The sequence below is a fragment of the Haloarcula regularis genome, from assembly GCF_029338315.1.
Classification (GTDB): Archaea; Halobacteriota; Halobacteria; order Halobacteriales; family Haloarculaceae; genus Haloarcula; species Haloarcula regularis.
The window spans coordinates 1328241-1348963 of record NZ_CP119794.1; the positions used below are offsets into that span (position 1 = coordinate 1328241).

General features: G+C 68.3%; 18 protein-coding genes and 5 pseudogenes. 8 read left to right on the forward strand and 15 right to left on the reverse strand.

Going from position 1 to position 20723, the window contains the following annotated elements; genetic code table 11:
* Nucleotides 1-26: 26 nt before the first annotated feature.
* Both P1N55_RS19910 and P1N55_RS07220 read left to right on the forward strand, forming a co-directional pair.
* A pseudogene (locus P1N55_RS19910) lies at nt 27-653 on the forward strand (DEAD/DEAH box helicase); the annotation flags it as partial.
* Between the two features lie 185 nt (nt 654-838).
* Nucleotides 839-2383, forward strand: coding sequence for a DEAD/DEAH box helicase (locus P1N55_RS07220; RefSeq protein WP_407067192.1), 1545 nt, complete (start codon nt 839-841; stop codon nt 2381-2383).
* A 1-nt stretch (nt 2384) separates the two neighbouring features.
* Here the strand turns inward: P1N55_RS07220 and P1N55_RS07225 are convergent, their stop codons facing one another.
* On the reverse strand, nt 2385-3251 hold the full coding sequence (locus P1N55_RS07225) for a mechanosensitive ion channel family protein (protein WP_276278254.1): 867 nt from the start codon (nt 3249-3251) through the stop codon (nt 2385-2387).
* A gap of 102 nt (nt 3252-3353) precedes the next feature.
* Here P1N55_RS07225 and P1N55_RS07230 point away from each other — a divergent pair, with 102 nt between their 5' ends.
* The gene (locus P1N55_RS07230) at nt 3354-3728 is read left to right on the forward strand and encodes a rhodanese-like domain-containing protein (RefSeq protein WP_276278255.1); all 375 of its coding nucleotides are present in this window, start codon (nt 3354-3356) and stop codon (nt 3726-3728) included.
* 83 nt (nt 3729-3811) lie between these two features.
* On the opposite strand, the gene P1N55_RS07235 is transcribed toward P1N55_RS07230, so the two are convergent.
* Nucleotides 3812-4225: an Lrp/AsnC family transcriptional regulator gene (locus tag P1N55_RS07235; RefSeq protein ID WP_276278256.1), complete on the reverse strand. Its 414-nt coding sequence runs from the start codon at nt 4223-4225 to the stop codon at nt 3812-3814.
* 101 nt (nt 4226-4326) lie between these two features.
* Here P1N55_RS07235 and carA point away from each other — a divergent pair, with 101 nt between their 5' ends.
* A complete protein-coding gene (gene carA / locus P1N55_RS07240; RefSeq protein WP_276278257.1) occupies nt 4327-5370 on the forward strand; it encodes a glutamine-hydrolyzing carbamoyl-phosphate synthase small subunit in 1044 nt (347 codons plus the stop codon).
* A gap of 177 nt (nt 5371-5547) precedes the next feature.
* Here carA and P1N55_RS07245 read toward each other — a convergent pair whose 3' ends face one another.
* On the reverse strand, nt 5548-6474 hold the full coding sequence (locus P1N55_RS07245) for a 2-dehydropantoate 2-reductase (protein WP_276278258.1): 927 nt from the start codon (nt 6472-6474) through the stop codon (nt 5548-5550).
* Between the two features lie 305 nt (nt 6475-6779).
* Here P1N55_RS07245 and P1N55_RS07250 point away from each other — a divergent pair, with 305 nt between their 5' ends.
* Both P1N55_RS07250 and P1N55_RS07255 read left to right on the forward strand, forming a co-directional pair.
* Complete coding sequence (locus tag P1N55_RS07250; protein WP_455429088.1) at nt 6780-7445, forward strand: PAS domain S-box protein; 666 nt, start codon at nt 6780-6782, stop codon at nt 7443-7445.
* Nucleotides 7436-7960: pseudogene (locus tag P1N55_RS07255) on the forward strand (methyl-accepting chemotaxis protein); the annotation flags it as partial. The gene P1N55_RS07250 and the pseudogene P1N55_RS07255, both read left to right, overlap by 10 nt.
* 61 nt (nt 7961-8021) lie before the next feature.
* On the opposite strand, the gene carB reads toward P1N55_RS07255, so the two are convergent.
* The 7 genes and pseudogenes from carB to P1N55_RS07290 form a co-directional block, all read right to left on the reverse strand.
* The gene (gene carB / locus P1N55_RS07260) at nt 8022-11264 is read right to left on the reverse strand and encodes a carbamoyl-phosphate synthase large subunit (protein WP_276278262.1); all 3243 of its coding nucleotides are present in this window, start codon (nt 11262-11264) and stop codon (nt 8022-8024) included.
* A 124-nt stretch (nt 11265-11388) separates the two neighbouring features.
* Nucleotides 11389-11613 carry a hypothetical protein gene (locus P1N55_RS07265; RefSeq protein ID WP_276278263.1) on the reverse strand — a complete coding sequence of 75 codons (225 nt, stop codon included), beginning with the start codon at nt 11611-11613 and terminating at the stop codon, nt 11389-11391.
* A gap of 176 nt (nt 11614-11789) precedes the next feature.
* A pseudogene (locus P1N55_RS07270) lies at nt 11790-12327 on the reverse strand (DUF5815 family protein).
* A gap of 52 nt (nt 12328-12379) precedes the next feature.
* Nucleotides 12380-13150, reverse strand: a complete 771-nt coding sequence (locus tag P1N55_RS07275) for a hypothetical protein (RefSeq protein ID WP_276278264.1) — start codon at nt 13148-13150, stop codon at nt 12380-12382.
* 51 nt (nt 13151-13201) lie between these two features.
* Entirely contained in the window at nt 13202-13618 is a 417-nt protein-coding gene (locus P1N55_RS07280) for a DUF7124 domain-containing protein (protein WP_276278265.1), read from the reverse strand.
* Nucleotides 13619-13669: 51 nt separating this feature from the next.
* On the reverse strand, nt 13670-13888 hold the full coding sequence (locus P1N55_RS07285; RefSeq protein WP_276278266.1) for a hypothetical protein: 219 nt from the start codon (nt 13886-13888) through the stop codon (nt 13670-13672).
* Between the two features lie 49 nt (nt 13889-13937).
* The gene (locus P1N55_RS07290) at nt 13938-15188 is read right to left on the reverse strand and encodes an NAD(P)/FAD-dependent oxidoreductase (protein ID WP_276278267.1); all 1251 of its coding nucleotides are present in this window, start codon (nt 15186-15188) and stop codon (nt 13938-13940) included.
* A gap of 130 nt (nt 15189-15318) precedes the next feature.
* Here P1N55_RS07290 and P1N55_RS07295 point away from each other — a divergent pair, with 130 nt between their 5' ends.
* Entirely contained in the window at nt 15319-15921 is a 603-nt protein-coding gene (locus tag P1N55_RS07295) for a DUF6149 family protein (RefSeq protein ID WP_276278268.1), read from the forward strand.
* A 13-nt stretch (nt 15922-15934) separates the two neighbouring features.
* Here the strand turns inward: P1N55_RS07295 and P1N55_RS07300 are convergent, their stop codons facing one another.
* From P1N55_RS07300 to P1N55_RS07320, 5 genes and pseudogenes are all read right to left on the reverse strand, one after another.
* Nucleotides 15935-16183, reverse strand: coding sequence for a hypothetical protein (locus P1N55_RS07300; RefSeq protein WP_276278269.1), 249 nt, complete (start codon nt 16181-16183; stop codon nt 15935-15937).
* The gene (locus P1N55_RS07305; RefSeq protein WP_276278270.1) at nt 16180-16713 is read right to left on the reverse strand and encodes a hypothetical protein; all 534 of its coding nucleotides are present in this window, start codon (nt 16711-16713) and stop codon (nt 16180-16182) included. Before P1N55_RS07305 ends, P1N55_RS07300 begins: the two co-directional genes overlap by 4 nt.
* 50 nt (nt 16714-16763) lie before the next feature.
* Entirely contained in the window at nt 16764-17381 is a 618-nt protein-coding gene (locus tag P1N55_RS07310; RefSeq protein ID WP_276278271.1) for a hypothetical protein, read from the reverse strand.
* 48 nt (nt 17382-17429) lie between these two features.
* Nucleotides 17430-18050, reverse strand: coding sequence for a hypothetical protein (locus P1N55_RS07315; RefSeq protein WP_276278272.1), 621 nt, complete (start codon nt 18048-18050; stop codon nt 17430-17432).
* 46 nt (nt 18051-18096) lie between these two features.
* A pseudogene (locus P1N55_RS07320) lies at nt 18097-19445 on the reverse strand (NAD(P)/FAD-dependent oxidoreductase).
* A 113-nt stretch (nt 19446-19558) separates the two neighbouring features.
* On the opposite strand from P1N55_RS07320, the pseudogene P1N55_RS07325 reads away from it, so the two are divergent.
* Nucleotides 19559-20425: pseudogene (locus P1N55_RS07325) on the forward strand (homoserine kinase); the annotation flags it as partial.
* Between the last annotated feature and the right edge of the window lie 298 nt (nt 20426-20723).

Consider the following 20723-nt stretch of genomic DNA (forward strand, 5'->3'; position numbering starts at 1 on the left):
ATACTGTTCCTGCCCGTAGCCCGCCCGTGGACGACACCATCGCGTGGCTCCGGACCCGACCGTACTACGAGGGCCAGATCGTCGACGAGCGGACCGTTCCCGGCCGCGACGCCCGGTTCGCCGACGTCGACCTCGACTCGCGACTCGAGAGCGTCCTCGAGGACGAGGGCATCACGGAGTGCTACGCCCACCAGACGGCCGCCGTCGAGGCCGTTCGAGACGGGCAGAACGTCGTCCTCGCGACGGAGACGGCCAGCGGGAAGAGCCTGGCGTACACGATTCCGGCCTTCGAGCGGGCACTCGACCGGCGCGCGACCGCCCTCTACGTCGCCCCGCAGGTCGCGCTCATCAACGACCAGACCGAGACGCTCTCCGACCTGGCGCAGGGGCTGGGCTTCGCCTCGGGCGTCTCGGTCGCCCAGTACACCGGGCGACAGTCCAAGTCCGAGAAGGAGGCCATCCGCGAGCGCCAGCCGACCGTCCTGCTGACGACGCCGGACATGCTCCACTACGGCATCCTCCCCCACGCCCACCGCCTGTGGGACTGGTTCTTTCAGCGGTTAGAGACCGTAGTCATCGACGAGGTCCACGGCTACCGGGGCATCTTCGGGAGCCACGTCGCGCTCGTCATGCGCCGCCTCCAGCGCATGGCCGAACGGTTCGACGCCGACCCGGAGTGGGTCTGTTGCTCGGCGACCATCGGGAACCCTGTCGAGCACGCCGCCGGCGTCACCGGCCAGCCCGAGTCGTCGTTCGCGCTCGTCGACGAGGACACGAGCGCCAGCGGGCCGCGCCACTGGCTGCTGTGGAACCCCCCGGAGTACGAGGGTGGCGAGGGGTGGGGCAGCGGCCGCCGGAAGTCCAGCCACGTCGAGACCAAGAACCTGTTCGTCGACCTCGTGGCACGCGGGCTCCAGACGGTCGTCTTCGCCGGGTCGCGCCAGACCGCCGAGCGCTACGCCAGCGACAGCGCCGACGAGCTCCGGAGCCGCGGCCACCACGACCTGGCCGACGGCGTGGGGCGTACCAGGCCGCGCTCACCGACGAGCGCCGGCGGGACCTCGAGTCACGGCTCCAGTCGGGCGACCTCCGTGGCGTCTGGTCGACCAGCGCGCTGGAACTCGGCGTCGACGTCGGTGGCCTGGACGCCGTGCTCGTCGACGGCTACCCCGGCACGCGGATGCGGACCTTCCAGCAGGCGGGCCGCGCGGGCCGGGGCGAAGACCCCGCCCTCGTCGTCCTCGTCGGCGGCGAAGACCAGCTCGACCAGTACGTCCTGCGCAACCCCGACGCGCTGTTCACCACGGGGGCCGAGCGAGCGGTCACCAACCCCGAGAACGAGCAGTTGCTCCCGGACCACGTGCTGGCCGCGGCCGGCGAGAACTGGCTCTCGCCCGACGACGACCGGCACTTCGGCGAGACGTTCCCCGACGTGGTCGCGGACCTCGAGTCGGCGGGGAAACTCGACCGCCGGACCACCGACCGGGGGATCCGGTGGCTCTCGAACGGGCGGCCCCACCACGACATGAACCTGCGGACCGTCGACGACCGGGAGGTGAAGCTCGTCGCGAACGGTGACGTCGTTGCGCGCCTGCCCTTCGAGGACGCGCTGCGCGACGCCCACCCCGGGGCCGTCTACCACCACCAGGGCCGCCGGTACGAGGTGACAGACCTCGACCTGTCGGCGGGCGTCGCCGAACTCGACCGGACATGGGCGGACTACTACACGCGCGTGCTCCACGACAAGACAATCACCGTCGAGACGGACGTAGACGAGCGCGCCCTGCCGGCCCGCGCGGACGTGCCCGTGCGCTTTGCCTCGGTCACGATGCGCAAGCAGATAACGGGCTACGAGCGCCGTGACGGCTCCTCGGGCGAGGTGCTGGGCCAGCGGCCGCTCGACCTGCCCGAGACGAGCCTCGAGACGAAGGCGCTGTACTACACCGTCCCGAGCGACATCGAGGCGCCGCTCCGGCGCGGCGACTACGAGCGGGCCGGCACGGCCGAGACGGCCGCCGACGGTGGCGCAGGCGACTTCCCCGGATCGATCCATGCCGCCGAGCACGCGATGATCTCGATGTTCCCCTTCGAGTATCTCTGTGACCGCGGGGACATCGGCGGCCTGTCGACGCCGCGACACCCCCACACCGGCGAGCCGACCATCTTCATCTACGACGGGTACCCCGGCGGTATCGGACTGACGCGCGCCGCCTACCGGGAGGTGGCCGGGCTGATGGACACGACGCTGTCGATGCTACGGTCGTGTGACTGCGCCGACGGGTGTCCGGCCTGCGTGCAGTCGCCACACTGTGGCAATGCGAACGACCCGCTGGACAAGCACGGCGCGACACACCTGCTGGACGGCCTCACGAACGGCGACTGAGTCACCCGGACCGGTCGGGATCCGGGTCGTGGACCGCCAGCTCGCCCGCGACGGCGTGCTGGCTCGTCTCGCTCAAGTCGATGCCCTCCGCCCGACAGGCCTCGTGGACGCTTCGGATGAACGCCGAGCGGACGGACGGCACCCGGTTCCGGCGGTTGTTCGGCACCCAGACGCGGCCGACGACCACGACGGCCGTCGCCGCGAGGTCGTCGACCGCGACGATGGGTTCGGGACTCTCGGCGACGTGATCCAGGTCGCGGGCCACGTTCCTGACGATGGCCTCCAGCTGGTCCAGGTCGGTGTCGTAGCCCACGCCGAACTCGTAGGAGACACCGATGGGGCCCGTCGACGTCTCGTTTATCACTGCGCTCGTCGCCAGGTCGGTGTTCGGGACGATGATGCGTTCGTTGTCGGGCGTTCGCACCCGGGTCACCCGGAGGTCGATGTCGACGACGACGCCCCGGTTGCCGTCCCACTGGATGGTGTCGCCGACGTTGACGTCCGGGTCGGTGACGATGAACGCGCCGGAGACGAAGTTGCCGAGCACGTCCTGGGCGGCCAGGCCCACCGCGATGGTCACGCCGGCGGCGACGAGCGTCGACCCTGCGAGCGTGCCCTGGAACCCCGCGACGCTCGCCGCGACGACGACGGTGAGGATGACCACCAGCAGATGCGAGCTGCTCACGAGGGCGCTCTCGAGCGTCCGGTCGACGTTCGACCGTCCCAGTCCCCAGCGAACGAGCGGGACGAACACGAGTCGGCCGGCAGCATAGAGCACGGCGGCGGCGATGAGGAACTCCGCGCCGTCCTCGACCAGCTGTGCGTAGGTCGACGAGAGGTTCCCCGAGAACGGGTCCGGAACCTGCATACCACTCTTTCCGACCCCTGGTACATGAATGTCGGGCGCCGTGCCGAGGCCGTGACCGCGCGAAACGTCGCTGTTTTGTGCCCTCGGGCCAAGACTCGAACGATGCGTTTCGTCCATCCAGACGAGCTGGAGGCCCGTCTCGAGTCGTCGGCGGCGGAGGACCCGTTCGTGCTCGACATCCGGCCGGCGGGGTCGTTCAGCGAGCGGGCAATCGAGGGGAGTCACAACATCCCGGTCTACGGCGACCTGCGGCGTGGCGACGAGGGGTCGCTCCGCGATCGCCTGGACGAGGTCCCGACCGACCGGGACGTCGTCGTCGTGTGCAAGATGGGCGTGGTCGCGAAGCGGGCGACGGCGCTGCTCGAGGACACCGGGTACGACGCGGCGACGCTCCGTGGCGGGATGAGCGCCTGGCGCGGCTACCAGCGGGGGTCGCTGACCTACAAGCTCCGGTCGCTGCTCTGGAAACTCAGGTGAGGACAGAGACGGACACGCCGATCTCGGCGCTCAGGGCGTCGCCGTTCGTCACTCGCGGTCGCGGTCCGACCTCGCGCAATCGTTCATCCAACTCTCTCGTCCAGAATTAGCCTCGTCTTCGTACTCACGACCTCGTCCAGCTCCCGGGCCTGCGTGATGAGGTCGTTGACCGCGCCGGTGTCGGCGGCGTCGACGACCACGACGATGTCCTGCTCGCCCGAGACCTGCCAGACGAAGTCGACGGCGGGCCACTCGGCGATGTGGTCGGTGACGGCGGCCGTGTCGACGTCCACGTCGACGCCGACCTCGATCATCGCCTTGACGTTCCCGGTGCTCGTCGCGACGGTGAAGCGTTCGATGACGCCCTCGTCGACGAGTCGCTCGACGCGGTTGCGGACCGTCCCTTCCGAGGTACCCACCTGGTCTGCGATCTCCGTGTACGGGGTTCGGGCGTCCCGCCGGAGTATCGAGAGTATCTGGCTGTCGAGGTCGTCCATCGAGATGGGAGAGTACCCCTCCCCCGACTTGAGGATTACGAAAATCGTAACTCACCTTCGAAAGCAATCCTTATGAGGCGACATTGTATACGCATCTCGTAATGGCTGATGCATACGTAGCGCTGGAGGGCGAACGCGTCATCGAGGCCCGCGCCCGCGCCCCTGGGACCGCTCGCGGCGAAGTGGTGTTCACGACCGCCTATACCGGCTACGAGGAGAGTCTGACCGACCCCTCCTACGAGGAGCAGATTCTCACGTTCTCGTATCCGCTCATCGGGAACTACGGCGTCCGGGAGGAGCGCTTCGAGTCCGACCGCGTGCACCCGCGTGGCGCCGTCGCCCGCGAGATGACCGACGACGTGGCCGAGTGGCTCGAGAGCGAGGGCGTCCCCGCCGTCGACCACCTCGACACGCGCGACATCGTCACCGAGATCCGCGACGAGGGGGCGATGAAGTGTGGCATCGCCGCCGGCCCCGACGTCACCGAGGAAGACGCGCTGGCGGAACTGCGCCAGTGCAAGCACATGTCCGAACACGTCGACATCGGGTCGCAGGTCTCCGTCGCGGACGCGACGGTCCACAACGCCGATGGCGACGGCGCGACCGTCGCGCTGGTCGACTGCGGCGCGAAAGGGTCCATCATCGAGTCGCTGGTCGAGCGCGACGCCGTCGTCCACGTCCTGCCCTACGACGCCACCGAGTCCGACGTCGAGGCCATCGACCCCGACCTCCTCTTTGTCTCGAACGGCCCCGGCGACCCCGAGAACTTCGAGGCGGCCGGCGAACTCGTCGAGACGTACGTCGGCGACGTCCCGCTTGCGGGCATCTGTCTCGGCCAGCAGGTCGTCGCAAACGCCCTTGGCGGCCAGACCGAGAAGATGGAGTTCGGCCACCGCGGCGTCAACCAGCCGGTGCGTGACCTCCGCTCGAACCAGGTCGTGATGACGACCCAGAACCACGGCTACACCGTCGCCGACCCCGGCGACAAACTCGACGTCACGCAGGTCAACGTCAACGACGACACGCCGGAGGGCCTGGAGAACGACGACTTGAACATCATCACCCGTCAGTACCACCCCGAGGCCCATCCCGGTCCCCACGATTCGCTGGGCTTCTTCGACGACGTGCTGGGAATGACGCAGTAAGCGAGGGCTCGAACGTAGTGAGAGGCCTCGTACCGGAACGGCGAGCGAAACCAGCCGTGGAGGAATAGCGAGGGGCGCGACCGACGGGAGCGGCCCTCGGATAGCGAGCGGTGACCACAGGGAACCGCGAGCAGCGAGGGCCTGAGTGGAGCGACGGGCCGCCAGTTTTTCGACCGGTCAGCCCTCGGCGAACCGTTCCGCCCACGGTGCCAGGATGCCGGTCACGGCCTCGTTCATCGGGACCTCGACGTCGACGTCGGCGGCGTGTTCGACCACGGCCGCGTTGAGCGCCTCGAGCTCCATGGGCTTCTCGTGGGTCAGGTCGTAGTACAGCGACGAGGAGGAGTCGGCGTCCAGGTCGCGGGCGAAGTCCAGCCACTCGTCGACGGTGTCGTCGGGGAGGGCGATGCCCTCGGCGCGAGCGACCGCACAGACCTCCTCGACGATGCGGCGGTACATGGTCCACGAGGCGTCCGCCTCGCGGATAGCCCCCACCGGGAGGCGCGTGGCGGCGGTCATCCCGGACTGGGCGCAGATGAACGCGAACTTCCGCCAGAGTTCGACGTGAATGTCGTCAGCGAGGACGGCGTCGACCCCAACGCACTCGCCGAATGCCGCGTCCAGCGCCTCGATGCGGTCGGTTCGCTCCCCGTCGAGTTCGCCGTAGACGAACCGGGCTGGACCGCCGGTGTGTTCGACGACGCCGGGCGAAGCAATCGTCGAGAAGATGTAGGCGACGCCCCCGACGACGTGGCCCTCGCCTATCGCCTCGGCGAGCCACTGCTCGTTGTCGACGCCGTTCTGCAGGGAGACCACGGCAGTGTCGTCGCCGAGCAATGGGTCGAGTTCCGTCGCGGCCTCGCGGGTGTCCTGAGCCTTCACGCAGAAGAGCACGTAGTCACAGGGGCCGACCGCACTGGAGTCGTCTGTCGCCGGACAGTCCACCGTGGTATCGCCGAAGCTGCTCTCGAGTCTGAGCCCGTCCGCCTGGAGGGCCGAGAGGTGGTCTCCACGGGCAATCAGATGGACCTCGTGGCCAGCGTCGGCGAGTCTCGCACCTAGATAGCCGCCGATACCACCGGCACCGAACACTGCGAACTTCATACCGGGGCTACGCCAGTCTAGGGGGTAATTGTTCGGTCGGAGCGAACCGACTGGTTCCCGTGTTGGCACAGACACGCCAGCGACGGGGAGAGCGTCGAGTAGCGCTCGATTCTCACTGTGTGAGAATATTGGGTATAATTTGAAATACTGTGCCGAGATACACCACTATGGCGATGGAAGGTGGTGCGACGGCCGGAACCGACTTCTCACAACGCATCGAGGCGGGAGAACAACTCCCCGGGGACGAACTGGAGACGGTTCTCACCGACAACCTCCGTGCGGTGATGGAATCGACGGGGGCGGCGATGCGCATCCTGGACCTCGAGTTCAATGTCGTCGTCGAAAACGATGCGATGACCGAACTGGGTGGGGTCGACGCCGAGGAGAGCGAGGCGATCAAGTGCTACGACCAGTTTTGCAACCCGGAGGTCTGTGGTACCGGGAACTGCACGCTCAAACAGATCGTCGACGGCGGCACGGACGAGATACGCGCCGAGGTCGAAAAGGAGAGTTACGACGGGCGGGTGATCCCCACCGAGCTCGTCGTCAAGCCCATCCGGAACGAGGCGGGCGACGTGGTCGCGATCAGCGAGACGTTCCACGATATCTCGGACCGAAAGCGGGCGACCGGGAGCATCAAACGCGCTGTCGACGAGCTGAAAGCCTCCTCGGAGGACGTCGCACAGAACTCACAGGACATCAGCGACCAGGCGACGGCCCAGCTCGAAGCGGTCACGGAGGTCTCGGAGGAGGTCGCCTCGCTCAGCGCGACCGTCGAAGAGATCGCCGCGACCGCCGACGAAGTCCAGAGTATCAGCACACGGGCTCGAGCGGAAGCCGAGGAGGGTGCAACGGAGGCCGAAGAGACGATCGAGATCATGTCCGAGATCGAAGCGGCGGCCGACGAGGTCACGAGCGACATCCGGGAGCTCAACGAGAGCATCCAACAGATAGACGAGTGGTCGACGTGATCAACGACATCGCCGACCAGACGAACATGCTCGCGCTGAACGCCTCCATCGAGGCGGCACGCGCAGGCGAGGCCGGGAGCGGCTTCGCCGTCGTCGCCGACGAAGTGAAATCGCTCGCGGAGGAGTCACAGCAACGGGCCTCGGAAATCGAGGAGATCGTCGCCTCCGTCAGAGCGAACACCGCCGAAACGGTCGAGAGTCTGGAAGAGACAAACGAGGTGGTCGTCGAGGGGGCAGAGAAAGTCCGTGGCTCCGGCGAGACGTTCAAGAGCATCGCGGCGGTCGTCGAAGACGTCTCCGACGGCGTCGAGGAGGTCGCCGACGCGACCGACGACCAGGCCGCCTCGACGGAGGAGATCGCCAGCATGGTCGACCAGACCGCCGAGGACTTCGAACGGGTCGCCGAGGAGGCCAAAGCCATCGCTGCCGCGAACGAGCAACAGGTGGCGACGGTGACGGAGATCAGCGAGGACGTCGACAGCATGGACGCCCTGGACATCCAGAGCGAGCTGTGAGGGCGGACCAAAGACCGTGACTGGCCACCGCGGGCGATCCACAGTGGCGGGGGGGAGCGCCTTACTCGCCGCCCCACTTGCGCGCGGTCTTCGGGCGCTCGCTGATGGCCTGCACGGCGAGGGGCTGGTCCTGTGAGTTGATGGCCTCGAGTGCGGCCTCTGCGCTCTCGATTGTCGAGAAGTACGTCACCGTGTTCTCGACGCAGGCCTCGAGCACGTCGCGGTTGCGCGAGGCCACGAGGTCGATGTCGTCGTTCTCGATGGCCTCGACGACGGCCTCGACGTCCGCGTAGTCGTCGAGGTCCTGGACCTCGAAGTGCTCCTCGTAGCCCAGCACGGGGAGGTCGACCAGCGCCGTCCCGTCGAGCGGGATGGGCTTGCCGACGCACATCTGGGCCTTCTGGTAGGCCTTGCCGAAGGAGCCCGCGGTGCCCATCACCTCGCCCGTGGACTTCATCTCGGGCCCGAGACGCGGGTCAGAGCCCGGCAGGCGGTCGAAGGGCAGGACGACCTCCTTGACCGAGACCTGCTCGGGGATCTGCTCCTCGACGTCGAGTTCGTCGAGGGAGGCGCCGGCCATCACCTTCGCCGCGAGTTTCGCGATGGGGACACCGGTCGTCTTCGCGATGAACGGCACCGTGCGCGAGGAGCGCGGGTTCGCCTCGAGGACGTACACCTCGCCGTCACGCACCGCCAGCTGGACGTTCAACAGGCCGACCGTATCGAGCGCGTCGGCGATGTCCTCGGTCACCTCGCGGATCCGGGGCATGACGTCCTTGATCTCCTGGGAGCGCGGCGGGATCATACACGCCGAGTCCCCGGAGTGGACGCCGGCGGTCTCGACGTGTTCCATCACGCCACCGATGAGGACCTCGTCGCCGTCGGCCACGGCGTCGACGTCCAGTTCCACGGCGTCGGCCAGGAACTCGTCGACGAGGATCGGCTTGTCCGGGGAGACACGCACCGCCTCCTCGATGTAGGTCTGGAGGTCGTCGTCGTTGTAGACGACGTCCATCGCGCGGCCGCCCAGAACGTAGGACGGACGGACGAGCACCGGGTAGCCGATGTCGTGGGCCAGTTCCAGGGCCTCCTCCTCGGAGGTCGCGGTGCCACCCTCGGCCTGGGCGATGCCGAGTTCGTCCATCAGCTTGTTGAAGCGGTCGCGGTCCTCGGCTAAGTCCATCGCGTCGACGGACGTCCCCATGATCTCACAGTCGAGGTCGCGGCGCTCGAGTTCCTGTTCGAGGGGATGGCCGATGTCGACGGAGGTCTGGCCGCCGAACTGGACCATCACGCCGTCGGCCTCCGTCGCTTCGATGACGTCGGCGACCTCCTCGGCGGTGACCGGTTCGAAGAACAGGCCGTCGGAGGTGTCGTAGTCAGTCGAGACCGTCTCGGGGTTGTTGTTGACCACGTGGGCCTCGATGCCGGCCTCCTCGAGTGCTTGGACGGCGTGGACCGAACAGTAGTCGAACTCGACGCCCTGGCCGATGCGGATGGGGCCGCCGCCGACGACGACCACGCTCTCTAAGTCGCGGTTCACCATCAGTTCGTCGCGGTCGATGCCCGAGACCGGATCGCGCGTCGAGTAGTAGTACGGCGTCGTCGCTCTGAACTCGCCGGCGCAGGTGTCGACCAGTTTGAAGTCGCGGTCGGTGGTCTGTGTTTCGACCGTGTCGACCGAGACCCCGGCACCGTCCGTGGCCGCCTCGACGGCTTCCTCGTCCTCGTCGTCGACGGCCGGGAGCCAGGAGGCGTGGGTGTCGTTGAACTCACCGCCCGCGAGCGCGGTGATCTCCTGGTCGGTGAAGCCGGCCTGGGCGGCCGTCTCGAAGTCGCCGTGCTGGGCGGCCTCGGCGGCGTCGGCGACCTGCTCGAACCGCTCGACGTACCACTCTTCGATGTCGGTCAGCTCGACGACCTCCTCGACCGTGTAGCCGCGGTCGAACGCCTCGAACATCGCGTAGGGGCGGTCGGGCGTCGGCTTGATCAGGTACTCCGCTTCGAGTTCGTCGTCGTCGACCTCGTTCCAGTCGACGGCGGGGTCGTACTCCGAGGAGCGAAGCGCCTTCAGGAGGCTCTCGGGGAAGGTCCGGCCGATGGCCATCGCCTCGCCGGTGGACTTCATCGCCGTCGTGAGCTCGAAGTCCACGTCGCGGAACTTGTCCTTGGGCCAGCGCGGGACCTTCGTGACCACGTAGTCGATGGCCGGTTCGAAGGCGGCGGTGGTCTCGCCGGTGATCTCGTTTTCGATCTCGTGGAGGCGCTTGCCCATCGCGACCTTCGCGGTCACGCGGGCGATGGGGTAGCCGGTCGCCTTCGAGGCCAGCGCCGAGGAACGGGAGACGCGGGGGTTGACCTCGACGACGCGGTATTCGCCGCCGGGCGTGCCGTCGTCGCGCCAGGCGTGCTGGATGTTACAGCCGCCCTGGATGCCGAGTTCGCGGATGACCTTCAGCGCGGAGTCGCGCATCTCCTGGTGAGCCTCGTCGGGGATGACCTGGGAGGGCGTGACGACGGTGGACTCCCCGGTGTGGATGCCCATCGGGTCGATGTTCTCCATGTTGCAGATGATGATACACGAGTCGTCGGCGTCGCGCATCACCTCGTACTCCAGTTCGACCCAGCCCTCGATGGACTCGGTGATCAGCACCTCGCTGTTACGCGAGAGGCGCAGGCCCTTGCGGACGCGCTCGACGAGCTCCTCGAACTCGTGGACGACGCCGGAGCCGGAGCCGCCGAGCGTGTAGGTCGTCCGGGCGATGACCGGGAGGCCGCCGACCGCCTCGACGGCGTCCTCGACGCGCTGGCGGAAGGCCTCCTCGTCGAAGTCCGTGACCGACTCGTCCTCGTCGAGCGAGATGGTCGTCGAGGCCGGGACGGGTTCGCCGATCGACTCCATGCGCTGGCGGAACAGGTCGCGGTCCTCGGTCGCGTAGATGGTGTCGAGCGGCGTGCCCATGACCTCGACGTCGTGTTCCTCGAGGACGCCCTCCTCGGCGAGCTCGGCGGTGACGTTGAGGCCGGTCTGGCCGCCCAGGCCGGCGATGACGCCGTCGGGCTGTTCCTTCCGGATGATCTCGGAGATGGCCTCGGTGTTGATGGGTTCGAGGTACACCTTGTCGGCCATCTCCGGGTCGGTCATGATGGTCGCGGGGTTCGAGTTCACCAGGACGACGCGGGCGCCTTCCTCCTGGAGCGCCCGGCAGGCCTGCGCACCGGAGTAGTCGAACTCTGCTGCCTGTCCGATCTTGATCGGGCCACTCCCGATGAGCAGGATTGTGCGGTCTTCCTCGGCTGTCATTACCCGACCCGAGCCCACACATCGTAATAAGCCCGGCGAAATGGTACGAGTCTCGAAGTCCGATTTCGAATTTCGTAATGCGGGTCCGTCACACGGGGGCCGTCTCACCCCTGCCCGGCCAGAATCAGTTGTCGAGGAACCGGTACCGATATGGCTGCCCCTGGATGACCTCCACGTCGTCAGTCTGGGCGCGCCGCCCCAGTACCGTCGCGACGCGGTGAGCACTCTCGAACTCCTCGTCGTGTTCCGCCAGCACCTCGAGTATCTCCCGGGCGGTCATGGGCTCATCCGCGTCGGCGTCTTCGAGCACGGACCGGATGCGCTCGAACTCGCCATGACGTATGGCCATATACCCATTCAGGGCCTCATACACCATATAACACCGTCAGACAACCGTCGTACGGCGGTTTCGGCGAAACCGACAGACGGCGAGGTGGTAGCCCGTGTCATACGAAGACGACAACCGTCTGAAAATTTTTCGGCGGTCGACCGAGGGCCCGCCGGGAAGCAGTACCGACCCGAGGCTCAGATGGCGGTGTCGTGACGGTCGTCGAAGTTCCGTTCCCGGCGGTACTGGTCGACGAACGCCGCGACGTCGAACTGGAGCATCTGCTGTTCGAACTCCTCGACTACCACGTCGTCCTCGGCGTGGCTGACCGCGTGCTCCATCAGCTCCACGAGCAGTTCGACGACGATCTCGTGGAGGCGCCGCGAGTCGAAGTCGGTCACCCACGCCAGCGCAAAGCCCACAGCGCCGTCGTCGGACGCGTCGGCCACGGCGACCTGGTCGGGAAACTCCTCGATGACGACGCCCATGAGGTGAGCCATCGTGAACTGCTCGTGGTCGTCGGCCGGTTCGATGGTCTCGGTGAGTATCTCCTCTTAGGAACTCGGGGACGAAGCGGGCCAGCGGATGGGCGTCCAGGACGACGGCGTGAGTCCCCCCGCAGTCGCAGTCGAACTCCCGGATGCCCATGTGGAGGTCGTCGTGGGTGTCGACCACCTCGCCACAGGGGAGTTCGAGTTCGGACTCGCGGCCCCCGGGAACGCGCGGTTCTGCCATTGCCGGAGAGTGGGTCCTCGCGTGGTTAAAAGCCGCGATACCGGCCGGGAGGTCACAACGCCTCGTCGATAGAGGGAGCGGGGCCGGGCGCGTGGCCGGTGGCGACACGGCGGTAGGCGCTTGTCACGACGGCGATGCCGAAGACGGTCACCAGTTGCGAGAGCGCCGTCGTCACCAGCGTGACCGCGAGCGACTGGCCCGGAATCCCCACCAACTGGAGCGGCAGCGACACGACGACGCCCAGGACGAACAGCACCGCCGCCAGTGCGAGGACCGGGACGGCGTTGTCCGTCACCAGGCGGATGCTCTCGCGAATGGCCTCGAGGACGCCACTGTCGTTCAGCGCGATCTCCTGGCGGACGAAAAAGAACAGGAGGGCGAGGACGACGCCGGGGAGGACGAACACCAGCGTCCCGAGTGCGACAGCGACGGCCGTCAGCACGGCGGCGACCAGCGCCGTCACCATCGTCGGCCCCAGGTCGGCCGTGACCGCCGGGTCGAAGACGTCCGCCTCGCTGGCGAACAGGCGGATGGCGAGGATACGGAGGAGCTCACCGGCGGCAAACAGCACGACGAGCAGGGCGAAGACGGCACCGAGCGAGAGGTCGAGCGCCAGCGGCGACTGGGTCGGTACCGCCGGCGGGGCCCGGGTCGCACCGGGGAGCACGGCGGCCAGCGACCGGTCGATGGCTGGAGACGCAGACTGCCAGAGGACGGTGTTGAGGAGGCTGTAGACGAGGAAGACGCCGAGGACCGTGACGCCGCGCCGGCTCAAGAGGTCGTCGAGGCCGTCCGCGAGCGCGGCACCGACTCGGAGAGTCATGTCACATCCGGCGCGTGACGGAAAGATAAATCTGGCTGAACGTCGCCCGTGTCAGGGCCAGTCGTCGCGCCGTTCGTCCTCGTCGTCCGTCGCGTCGGGCGCCTGGGGTTCGCCCAGCTCCCACCCCGCGGCCGCCGCGGCGTCCTCGACGGACAGGTACTCCCACCCGACCGACTCGGCCAGTTCGGCGTCGTCCGCGCCGGTGCCGACGAAGACGTGACGGTCGGTGTCGAACTGGTCTCGGACGTTGGTGAGGCTCTCCTCGCGGCCGCGTGGGCCCGAGAAGAAGTCCTGCCGGATGCGGTGTTTCCGCGTGAAGTTCGTCACCACGTAGGTTGGCTGTTCGGAGATGACACCGACGTACTCCGACCACTGGCGCGCGTCGGTGAACACGCTGTCGGGATAGGCCAGTTGCTTGAGGGCGTCTAAGTCGAACGCGAGGGTCATATCGCCGCTGCCGCCGTCCATGTCGCAAAGAGCGGGGGCGGCGGAAAAAAGCGCGTCGTTCTCGAGAGCGGGTCAGTCCCGGTCGCGGTCTTCCCGTTCGAGCATCGCCGCCTCCCGCTGGACGGCGGCCAGTTCCCGCTCCGCCTCGGGGTTGCCGCCACCGTGGCCGGTCAGGACCGAGGCGTCGAGGACGGACCGCACGAAGCCGCCGTCGTCGGCGTCCTCGGCGTCCGCGTCGGATCCCGCCTCGAGACGGCGGCCCCACAGGCGGTCGAGGAGCGAACGGAGCATACGCGTGCTACGGGCGGGAGCGAGAAAACGGTGGCGACGGTGTCGGTGTCTACTCGGCGGTGGCGGGCGCGGCTTCCTTCACGGCCTCGAGGTCGACTTCCTTCTCCAAGAGCATCTCCTTCTTCTCGGCGACCAGGCGCTCCTCGCGGATGAGCTTCTTGAACTTCGACTGCTGGGAGAGGTCGCCGATGAGCACGCCGCCGATGAGCTGGCCGTTCTCGAAGGCGAGCCGGCGCCACTCGCTGTCGGAGTACTTCCGTTCGGCCTCGTCGTCGCCGCGGGCGGGGTGGCCAAAGGAGAGGAAGGGGAAGTCGAAGTGCGTAATCGAGTACGAGGAGACCCAGCGGAACTCCTTTGCCTCGTCGTCTGCGACCATGTTCTGGCCGGCGACCGAGCCCTGCTCTTTCGCCGACCCCCAGGCGCCGTTCTGGGCCCGCGAGTTCAGGATGGTGTCGTAGAACTGCGTGATGTCCCCGGCTGCGTAGACGTCCTCGGCGGCGGTCTGCATGTACTCGTCGACGACGACGCCGTCGTCCAGTTCGATGTCGGTGTCGCCGAGGAACTCCGTGTTGAAGTTGAGGCCGATGGCGACGCCGGCCCACTCGCCGTCGTAGTGGTTGCCGTCGGGGTCGACGGCGCCGGTGACGTGCCCGTCGTCGTCGACCTCGAAGCGGTCGACGCCGGACTCGAAGACCGGTTCGACGCCGTTCTCGCGCAGGGCGTCGTGGATGATCTCCGCGCCGTCCTCCGAGAGCGCGTAGCGCCACCAGCGGTTGCCACGCATCAGGTACTTCGCGTCCACTCCCTGGGCGGCACAGACCGCCGCCAGATCGATGCCCAGCAGGCCGGCGCCGACGATGATGCCCTGCTCGGCGTCCTCGGCGTGTTCGGCGATGCGGCGGGCGTCCTGGAACGTCCAGAAGTGGTCGATGCCGTCGGCGTCCGAGTTCTCGACGGGCAGCTGGGCGGGCGTCCCGCCGGTGGCGACGAGGAGTTTGTCGTACTCGTAGGTGTCGCCCGTGTGGGTGTTGACCTCGTGAGCGTCGGTGTCGATGTCGGTCACGTGGGTGTTGAGCTGCAGGTCGATGTCGCGGTCGTCGTACCACTCGGGGTCGTGGATGGAGATTGGGGCCTCGGGGAGCTTGCCCTTCGCGAACTCCTTGATGAGGATACGGTTGTACAGCGCCTCGCCCTCGTCGGTGAGGACGGTCACTGACGCGTCCGGATCCTTCTCCCGGATTGTCTCGGCCGCGGAGGCTCCCGCGATGCCGTCACCGATAATCACGTGCGACGTGCTCATGCACGACGGTAGAGGATAGGGCCTAATGTGGATTGCTATCTGGGTATCGTTTGCGAAAGCCGGCGGAGGGCGGTCGAGAGCGGGTAGAGTCGGGGATTTCAAGACCACACAGTCCATAGGCCGGGTCGAGATGAAGCTCCACCAGAACCCGCGCCACTGGGCGAGCAAGAAGGCGCTGACCACCCCCGGGATCCGGTCGGTCGCCAACTACGGGCTCGTGAAACTCCACACCAAGATATTCATCGGGAAGGCCGACGAGGCCCGCCGGGAGGAACGGCGCGACCATCTCGACGACTTCTTCGACGCCACGATGGACACCTACGTGGCGGCGCTCCAGGCCGACTACTCGGAGGCCGAGGCCCGCGAGATAACGCACCTCCAGGCTAACTTCGACTTCTACAACCACGGGTGGACGGAGATGATGGAGATCCCCGTCGACGAACTCGAGGTCCACTACGAGCGCTACGCCGACTTCTTCGAGACACACGACATCACCATCGACGACCCGCTCGGGGCCTTCGCACCGGCCGATGGCGTCGTCGAGGCCCCCTCGACGCCCGAGCGGCTCGAGGACCCCGAGCACCCCCACGCCGTGGGCGGGTTCGCCGACGACGTCTACGTCGAGACCGAGGACGGCGACGTGGTCGTCGGCGGGACCGAGGAACCCGAGGACGTCAGCGTCACCGACTCGCCGGTCGTCGACGACGACGTCGAGAACGCCCGGAGCGACTGAGCCGGGCCCGGCGTCACCGGGAGCGTTCCGCGCCGCGGACGTCGATGACGAACGGCGCCTGTAACGCGACGAGCCGGCCTCCCTCGTGGAAGCCGTGGACGCCAAACGAGTAGATTCCCTCCACGGCGTCGATGCTGACGGTCCGCCGGACGGACCGCTCGGTCGCGGTTCCGTCGTCAGTCTCGTTCGCTGGACCGTCCCCGCTCTCGTCGCCGGTCGCGTTCCCGCTCCCGCCTCGGTCCATCCCTTCTCCCGCGGTCACGGTCGGCTGGGGCGACGTCTCGCCGTCCGTCCCGAGCGCGAGCGTCCAGCCGACCACCTCGTCGGCGCCGATCGTGAGTCTCCCGTCGCGGCGCCCCTCGCGAGGACGTTCCAGCCGTCCGGGTCGTTCCGAGCGAGCAGCCACCGTCCGGTCCGTGTCTCGAAGGGAGTCGTCGAGCGGTTCGTGAGGGTAAACGAGAGCCTGTCGTCGGGGCGTCGGGCCGGGCCGAGGATGAACGGGTTCTGGTCGGGGTACAGCTCGAGGCCGCCCGAGTAGGCCCGCGGCGAGCAGACGTACACGTCCGCGTCGCCGGGGAGCAACGGACAGCCCAGCGACGAGGGGAACTGGAAGACAGACACGGGGGTCGAAGAGGCCGTCGCCACCGTCGCTCGCTCGTCGTCGGGCTCGTCGCCGGTGGGGACCGGCGCGGGTGTGACCGAGCGCACTGGCTCCGGGGTCGTTCGGCCGGGACACCCGGCCAGGGCACCGAGCGAGGCCGCGACCGACGCGAGCAGTGTTCGGCGACGCATACGACTCCTTGACTGGCCAGCGGTTTGGGTTGTTCGCCGCGTGCGCGGGTTCACCCGTTCGAGACGACGTCGAAGAAGGCGAGACACTCGGAGTAGAGCGCCGACGCGTCCCCGACCGTCTGGACGCCCAGTGCGTACCGCCCGGGCGAGAGGTCGGCGACGACGGACTCGATGCGGTCGGTGCTGTAGTGGTCGACGGTGTCCAGCACCCAGTAGAACCGCTCGCCGGGTTCGAGGCGGCGGACCGGGTCCCGCCCGGCGGCCGTCGCGACGCCCGTCCACTCGTCGCCGCGCTTTCGCAGGAGGTACCAGCTGTCGGCGAACACCGAGAGGAGCCCGCTGGCGGTCCACTGGAGCGTGAACCGCACCGGCGTGAGGAGGCGGTCGCCGTCCAGGCGCGCGACGGCCCGGTCCGGCGTCAGTCTGAGGCTGGCGTCCGACGGCTGGGTGTGTGAACAGACGGTCTGGTGGGTGCGGTGGTCGATGGTGGGACAGCCCTCCGCCGCGAAGCGACGGCGGCCGACGCCGGGCGTCGCTTCCTCGGTCGGCACCGGCGCGGGAGTCACCGTCTCTCGGTCCGCCGAGTCGTCGCTCCCGCGGCCGGCAGCGAAACCGCCACACCCGGCAAACAGGCCCGTCACCCCGGCGAGGAACGCGCGGCGTCGCATACCCGCCGTACGGACCGAACCCCCAAGAGTGCCATGCCCGCGCGTCAGCTACCCGGGTGTCCCGTCGTCCTCCGGCGCGACCACGTCGAAGAGGACGACCGACTCTGTGTGGAGCCGCGACTCGCCGCCGACGGTCTGGACGGCGAAGGCGTACCGGCCGGGCGAGAGCGGGACGGCCACCGAGACTGTCGCCGCCCCGGTGTCGTGGGACCGCGTGTCGAGCACCCAGTGGAACTGGTCCCCGCCGTCGATACGGACGACGGGGTCGCCGGCGGCGGCTGTCTCGACGCCGGTCCAGCCGTCGCCGTCGCGCCGGCGGAGGTACCAGGTCCGGGCGAACACGGCGAGGGGTCCCTCCAGCGACCACGACAGCGTCACCCGGAGCGGGTCCGCGAGGCGGTCGTCGACGAGCCGTGCCACGGCCCGGTCCGTCGTGAACCGGAGGCCCGAGTCAGCCGGTTGCGTGTGGCCACAGACGGTCTGGTCGGTGCGCCGGTCGAACCGGGGGCAGAACTCGTCCGCGAAGTGCCGCCGCGGGGCCACCGCCGTCGGAGAGGGTACCGGGGCCGGCGTCACCGTCACCCCGTCGCCGTCGGTGGTGTCTGACCCGGGGCTCCCACACCCGGCGAACAGGCCCGCGACCCCGACGAGGAGCGACCGGCGACGCATCTACCGGCACGTGGGGAGCCAGCACAAAGAATGGGCGACCTCGGCGCTACTCCCGGCCGACCGACTGCTCGACGCCGGGCGCGGCGGCCTCCCGCTCAGTGATGCGGTCGGCACACTCGTAGCCGGCGACGATGGCGCCGTTGAGGCTCCGCTCGGGGTACTGCGCCCGCGAGGCCATCCCGGCGTAGTAGACCCCCTCGGCCACCGCCTCGCCCAGGTCGTAGGGGACCACCATGTCGAGGTAGCCCCGCTCGTAGACCGGCGCCGTCCGGGGGTTGCGCGCCGTGCGGACCCAGTCGACCGACTCGCGGTCGAAGTCCGGAAAGAGGTCCTCGATGCCCGAGAGCCACGTCTCGCGGACCGCGTCGTCGTCCTGCTGCCAGATGGCCTCCGCGGGGTCCTGGACGTAGCGGGCGACGTAGAGCAGGTGCTCGCCGCCGTATCGCTCGGCGGGGACGAAGTTCGTGTGCTCGATGAGCGCGCCGAAGGGCGCCTCGTCGGCGATGTTGAGCCAGTAGGTGTCCAGCAGCGACTCGTCCATGCTGACGACCGAACAGACGGTCCCCTGAAAGTCGATGTCACAGGGGTAGCCCGTCAGCTCCTCCAGGACGTTCGGCATCGTCGCGACGACGACCCCGTCGACCTCGTGGGTTCGGGTCCCGTCGTCGCTCTCGGCGGTCAGGGCCGAGACGCGGCCGTCCGTCGTCTCGAGGTCGGTGACTCTGGTTCCCGACTCGATGTTCTCGGGACCGACAGCGTCGACCAGCGCGTCGAGCAGGCGGCCGAACCCACCGTCGAGATAGCCCAGAATCTCGCCGTTCAGGATGTCCCGCTCCCCGCGGAACTTCACGCGGCCCAGGAGCCACGCGGCGCTGACGTCGTCTTTCCGGTCGCCGAACTTCGCGTCCAGCAGCGGTTCGAAGAAGTTGTCGTAGACCCCCCGCGTCGTGTGCTCGACGACGAACGCCTCGATCGGGACGTCCTCGTAGTCCTCCAGGCGCTCGTAACTGTCGAAGGAGGGGACGCCGCCGCGGACGTCGACGTCGAGGACGAGCATCCCCAGCCGGAATTTGTCGTACAGCGAGAGGTGTAGGCCAGGATCTCCCAGGGCGTGTCCATCGGGTGGACCACGCCGTCGACGTAGTAGGCGTTCTCGCCCACGCGCCACTCCACGTCGTCGCCCAGGCCCAGTTCCGCGGCCAGCTCGACGATGGTCTCCTCGGACTTCGAGAGGTGGTGGTAGAATTTCTCGATGGGATCGCCGGCCGTCTCGTAGACGGCGGCCAGCCCCCCGAGGTCGTCGCTGGCCTCGAAGACGCGGACCTCGTGGCCGCGCTGTTGCAGCCGATAGGCCGCAGCCAGTCCGGCGATGCCGCCGCCGACGACGCCAATCATACCCTGGCGTATCCGGGGCCCGCGGATTTACCTTGTGTTTTTGGGCTGTCACCCCGTGGCCGGGGTTGGAGCGGTTCGCTACCTTTTTGCCGTCACTGGAAAAATTCGCAGGCATGCTGACCGTCCGGGCGCCGGCGACCAGCGCGAACCTCGGGAGTGGCTTCGACGTCTTCGGCGTCGCGCTGGAGCGGCCGGCGGACGTCGTCCGCCTCTCGAAGGCCGACCGGACGACAATCGAGGTGACGGGCGCGGGGAGCCAGTTCATCCCCGAGGACCCCGAGAAAAACACCGTCGGGGCCGTGGCGGAGGCGCTCGAGGCGCCCGCACACATCCAGATCGACAAGGGCGTCCGCCCGGCCTCCGGACTCGGCTCGTCGGCTGCCAGCGCCGCCGCGGCCGCCGTCGGCCTCAACGAACTGTACGACCGCGGGTACACCCGCGAGGAGCTGGTCCCCATCGCCGCGAAGGGCGAGGCCGTCGTCTCGGGCGACGCCCACGACGACAACGTCGCGCCCTCGATAATGGGCGGGTTCACCATCGCGACGCCCGACGGCGTCACCCAGGTCGACGCGGACATCCCGCTGGTGGCCTGTCTCCCCGACATCGTCGTCTCGACGCGGGACGCCCGCAGGGTGGTCCCCGAGCAAGCACGCGTCGAGCAACTGGTCGAGACCGTCGGCAACGCGGCGACGCTGACGACCGGGATGCACCGCGACGACCCGGCCCTCGTCGGCCAGGGGATGCACGACAGCGTGGTGACGCCGGCCCGGGCGAAGCTCATCGACGGGTACGCACAGGTCCGGGAGGCCGCGCTCGCGGCGGGCGCGACCGGCGTCACCATCTCCGGGGCCGGTCCCACCGTCATCGCGGCGTGTCACGGCGGGGATCAGCGGGCCATCGCGAGCGCGATGCTCGACGCCTTCGGTGACCGCGGTGTCGACGCCCGCGTCTACCAGACCCGCATCGGGTCGGGCGCGGACTGTTCTGACGAGGGGCTACCAGAACCCCAAGTCGCGCTCGTTGGGCGTCTCGTCCATCGGGGTGTCGCAGTCGGGGCAGGTGTCCCTGTCCTCGACGATGAACGTCTTCTCGCAGTCCGGGCAGGTGCGCAGGATGGTCGTCGTCGGTTCCGGACCGTCGTCGGTGCCGTCGGTTTCCTCCTCTGTACCGTGGAAGAGCGCCAACACTTGTCGAAGCAGCGAGGACCCCATTACGCGTAGAATTGTCGACGTTACTGATATTCTTTTTGACCGACTGATAGGGAACCCGACCGCCGCC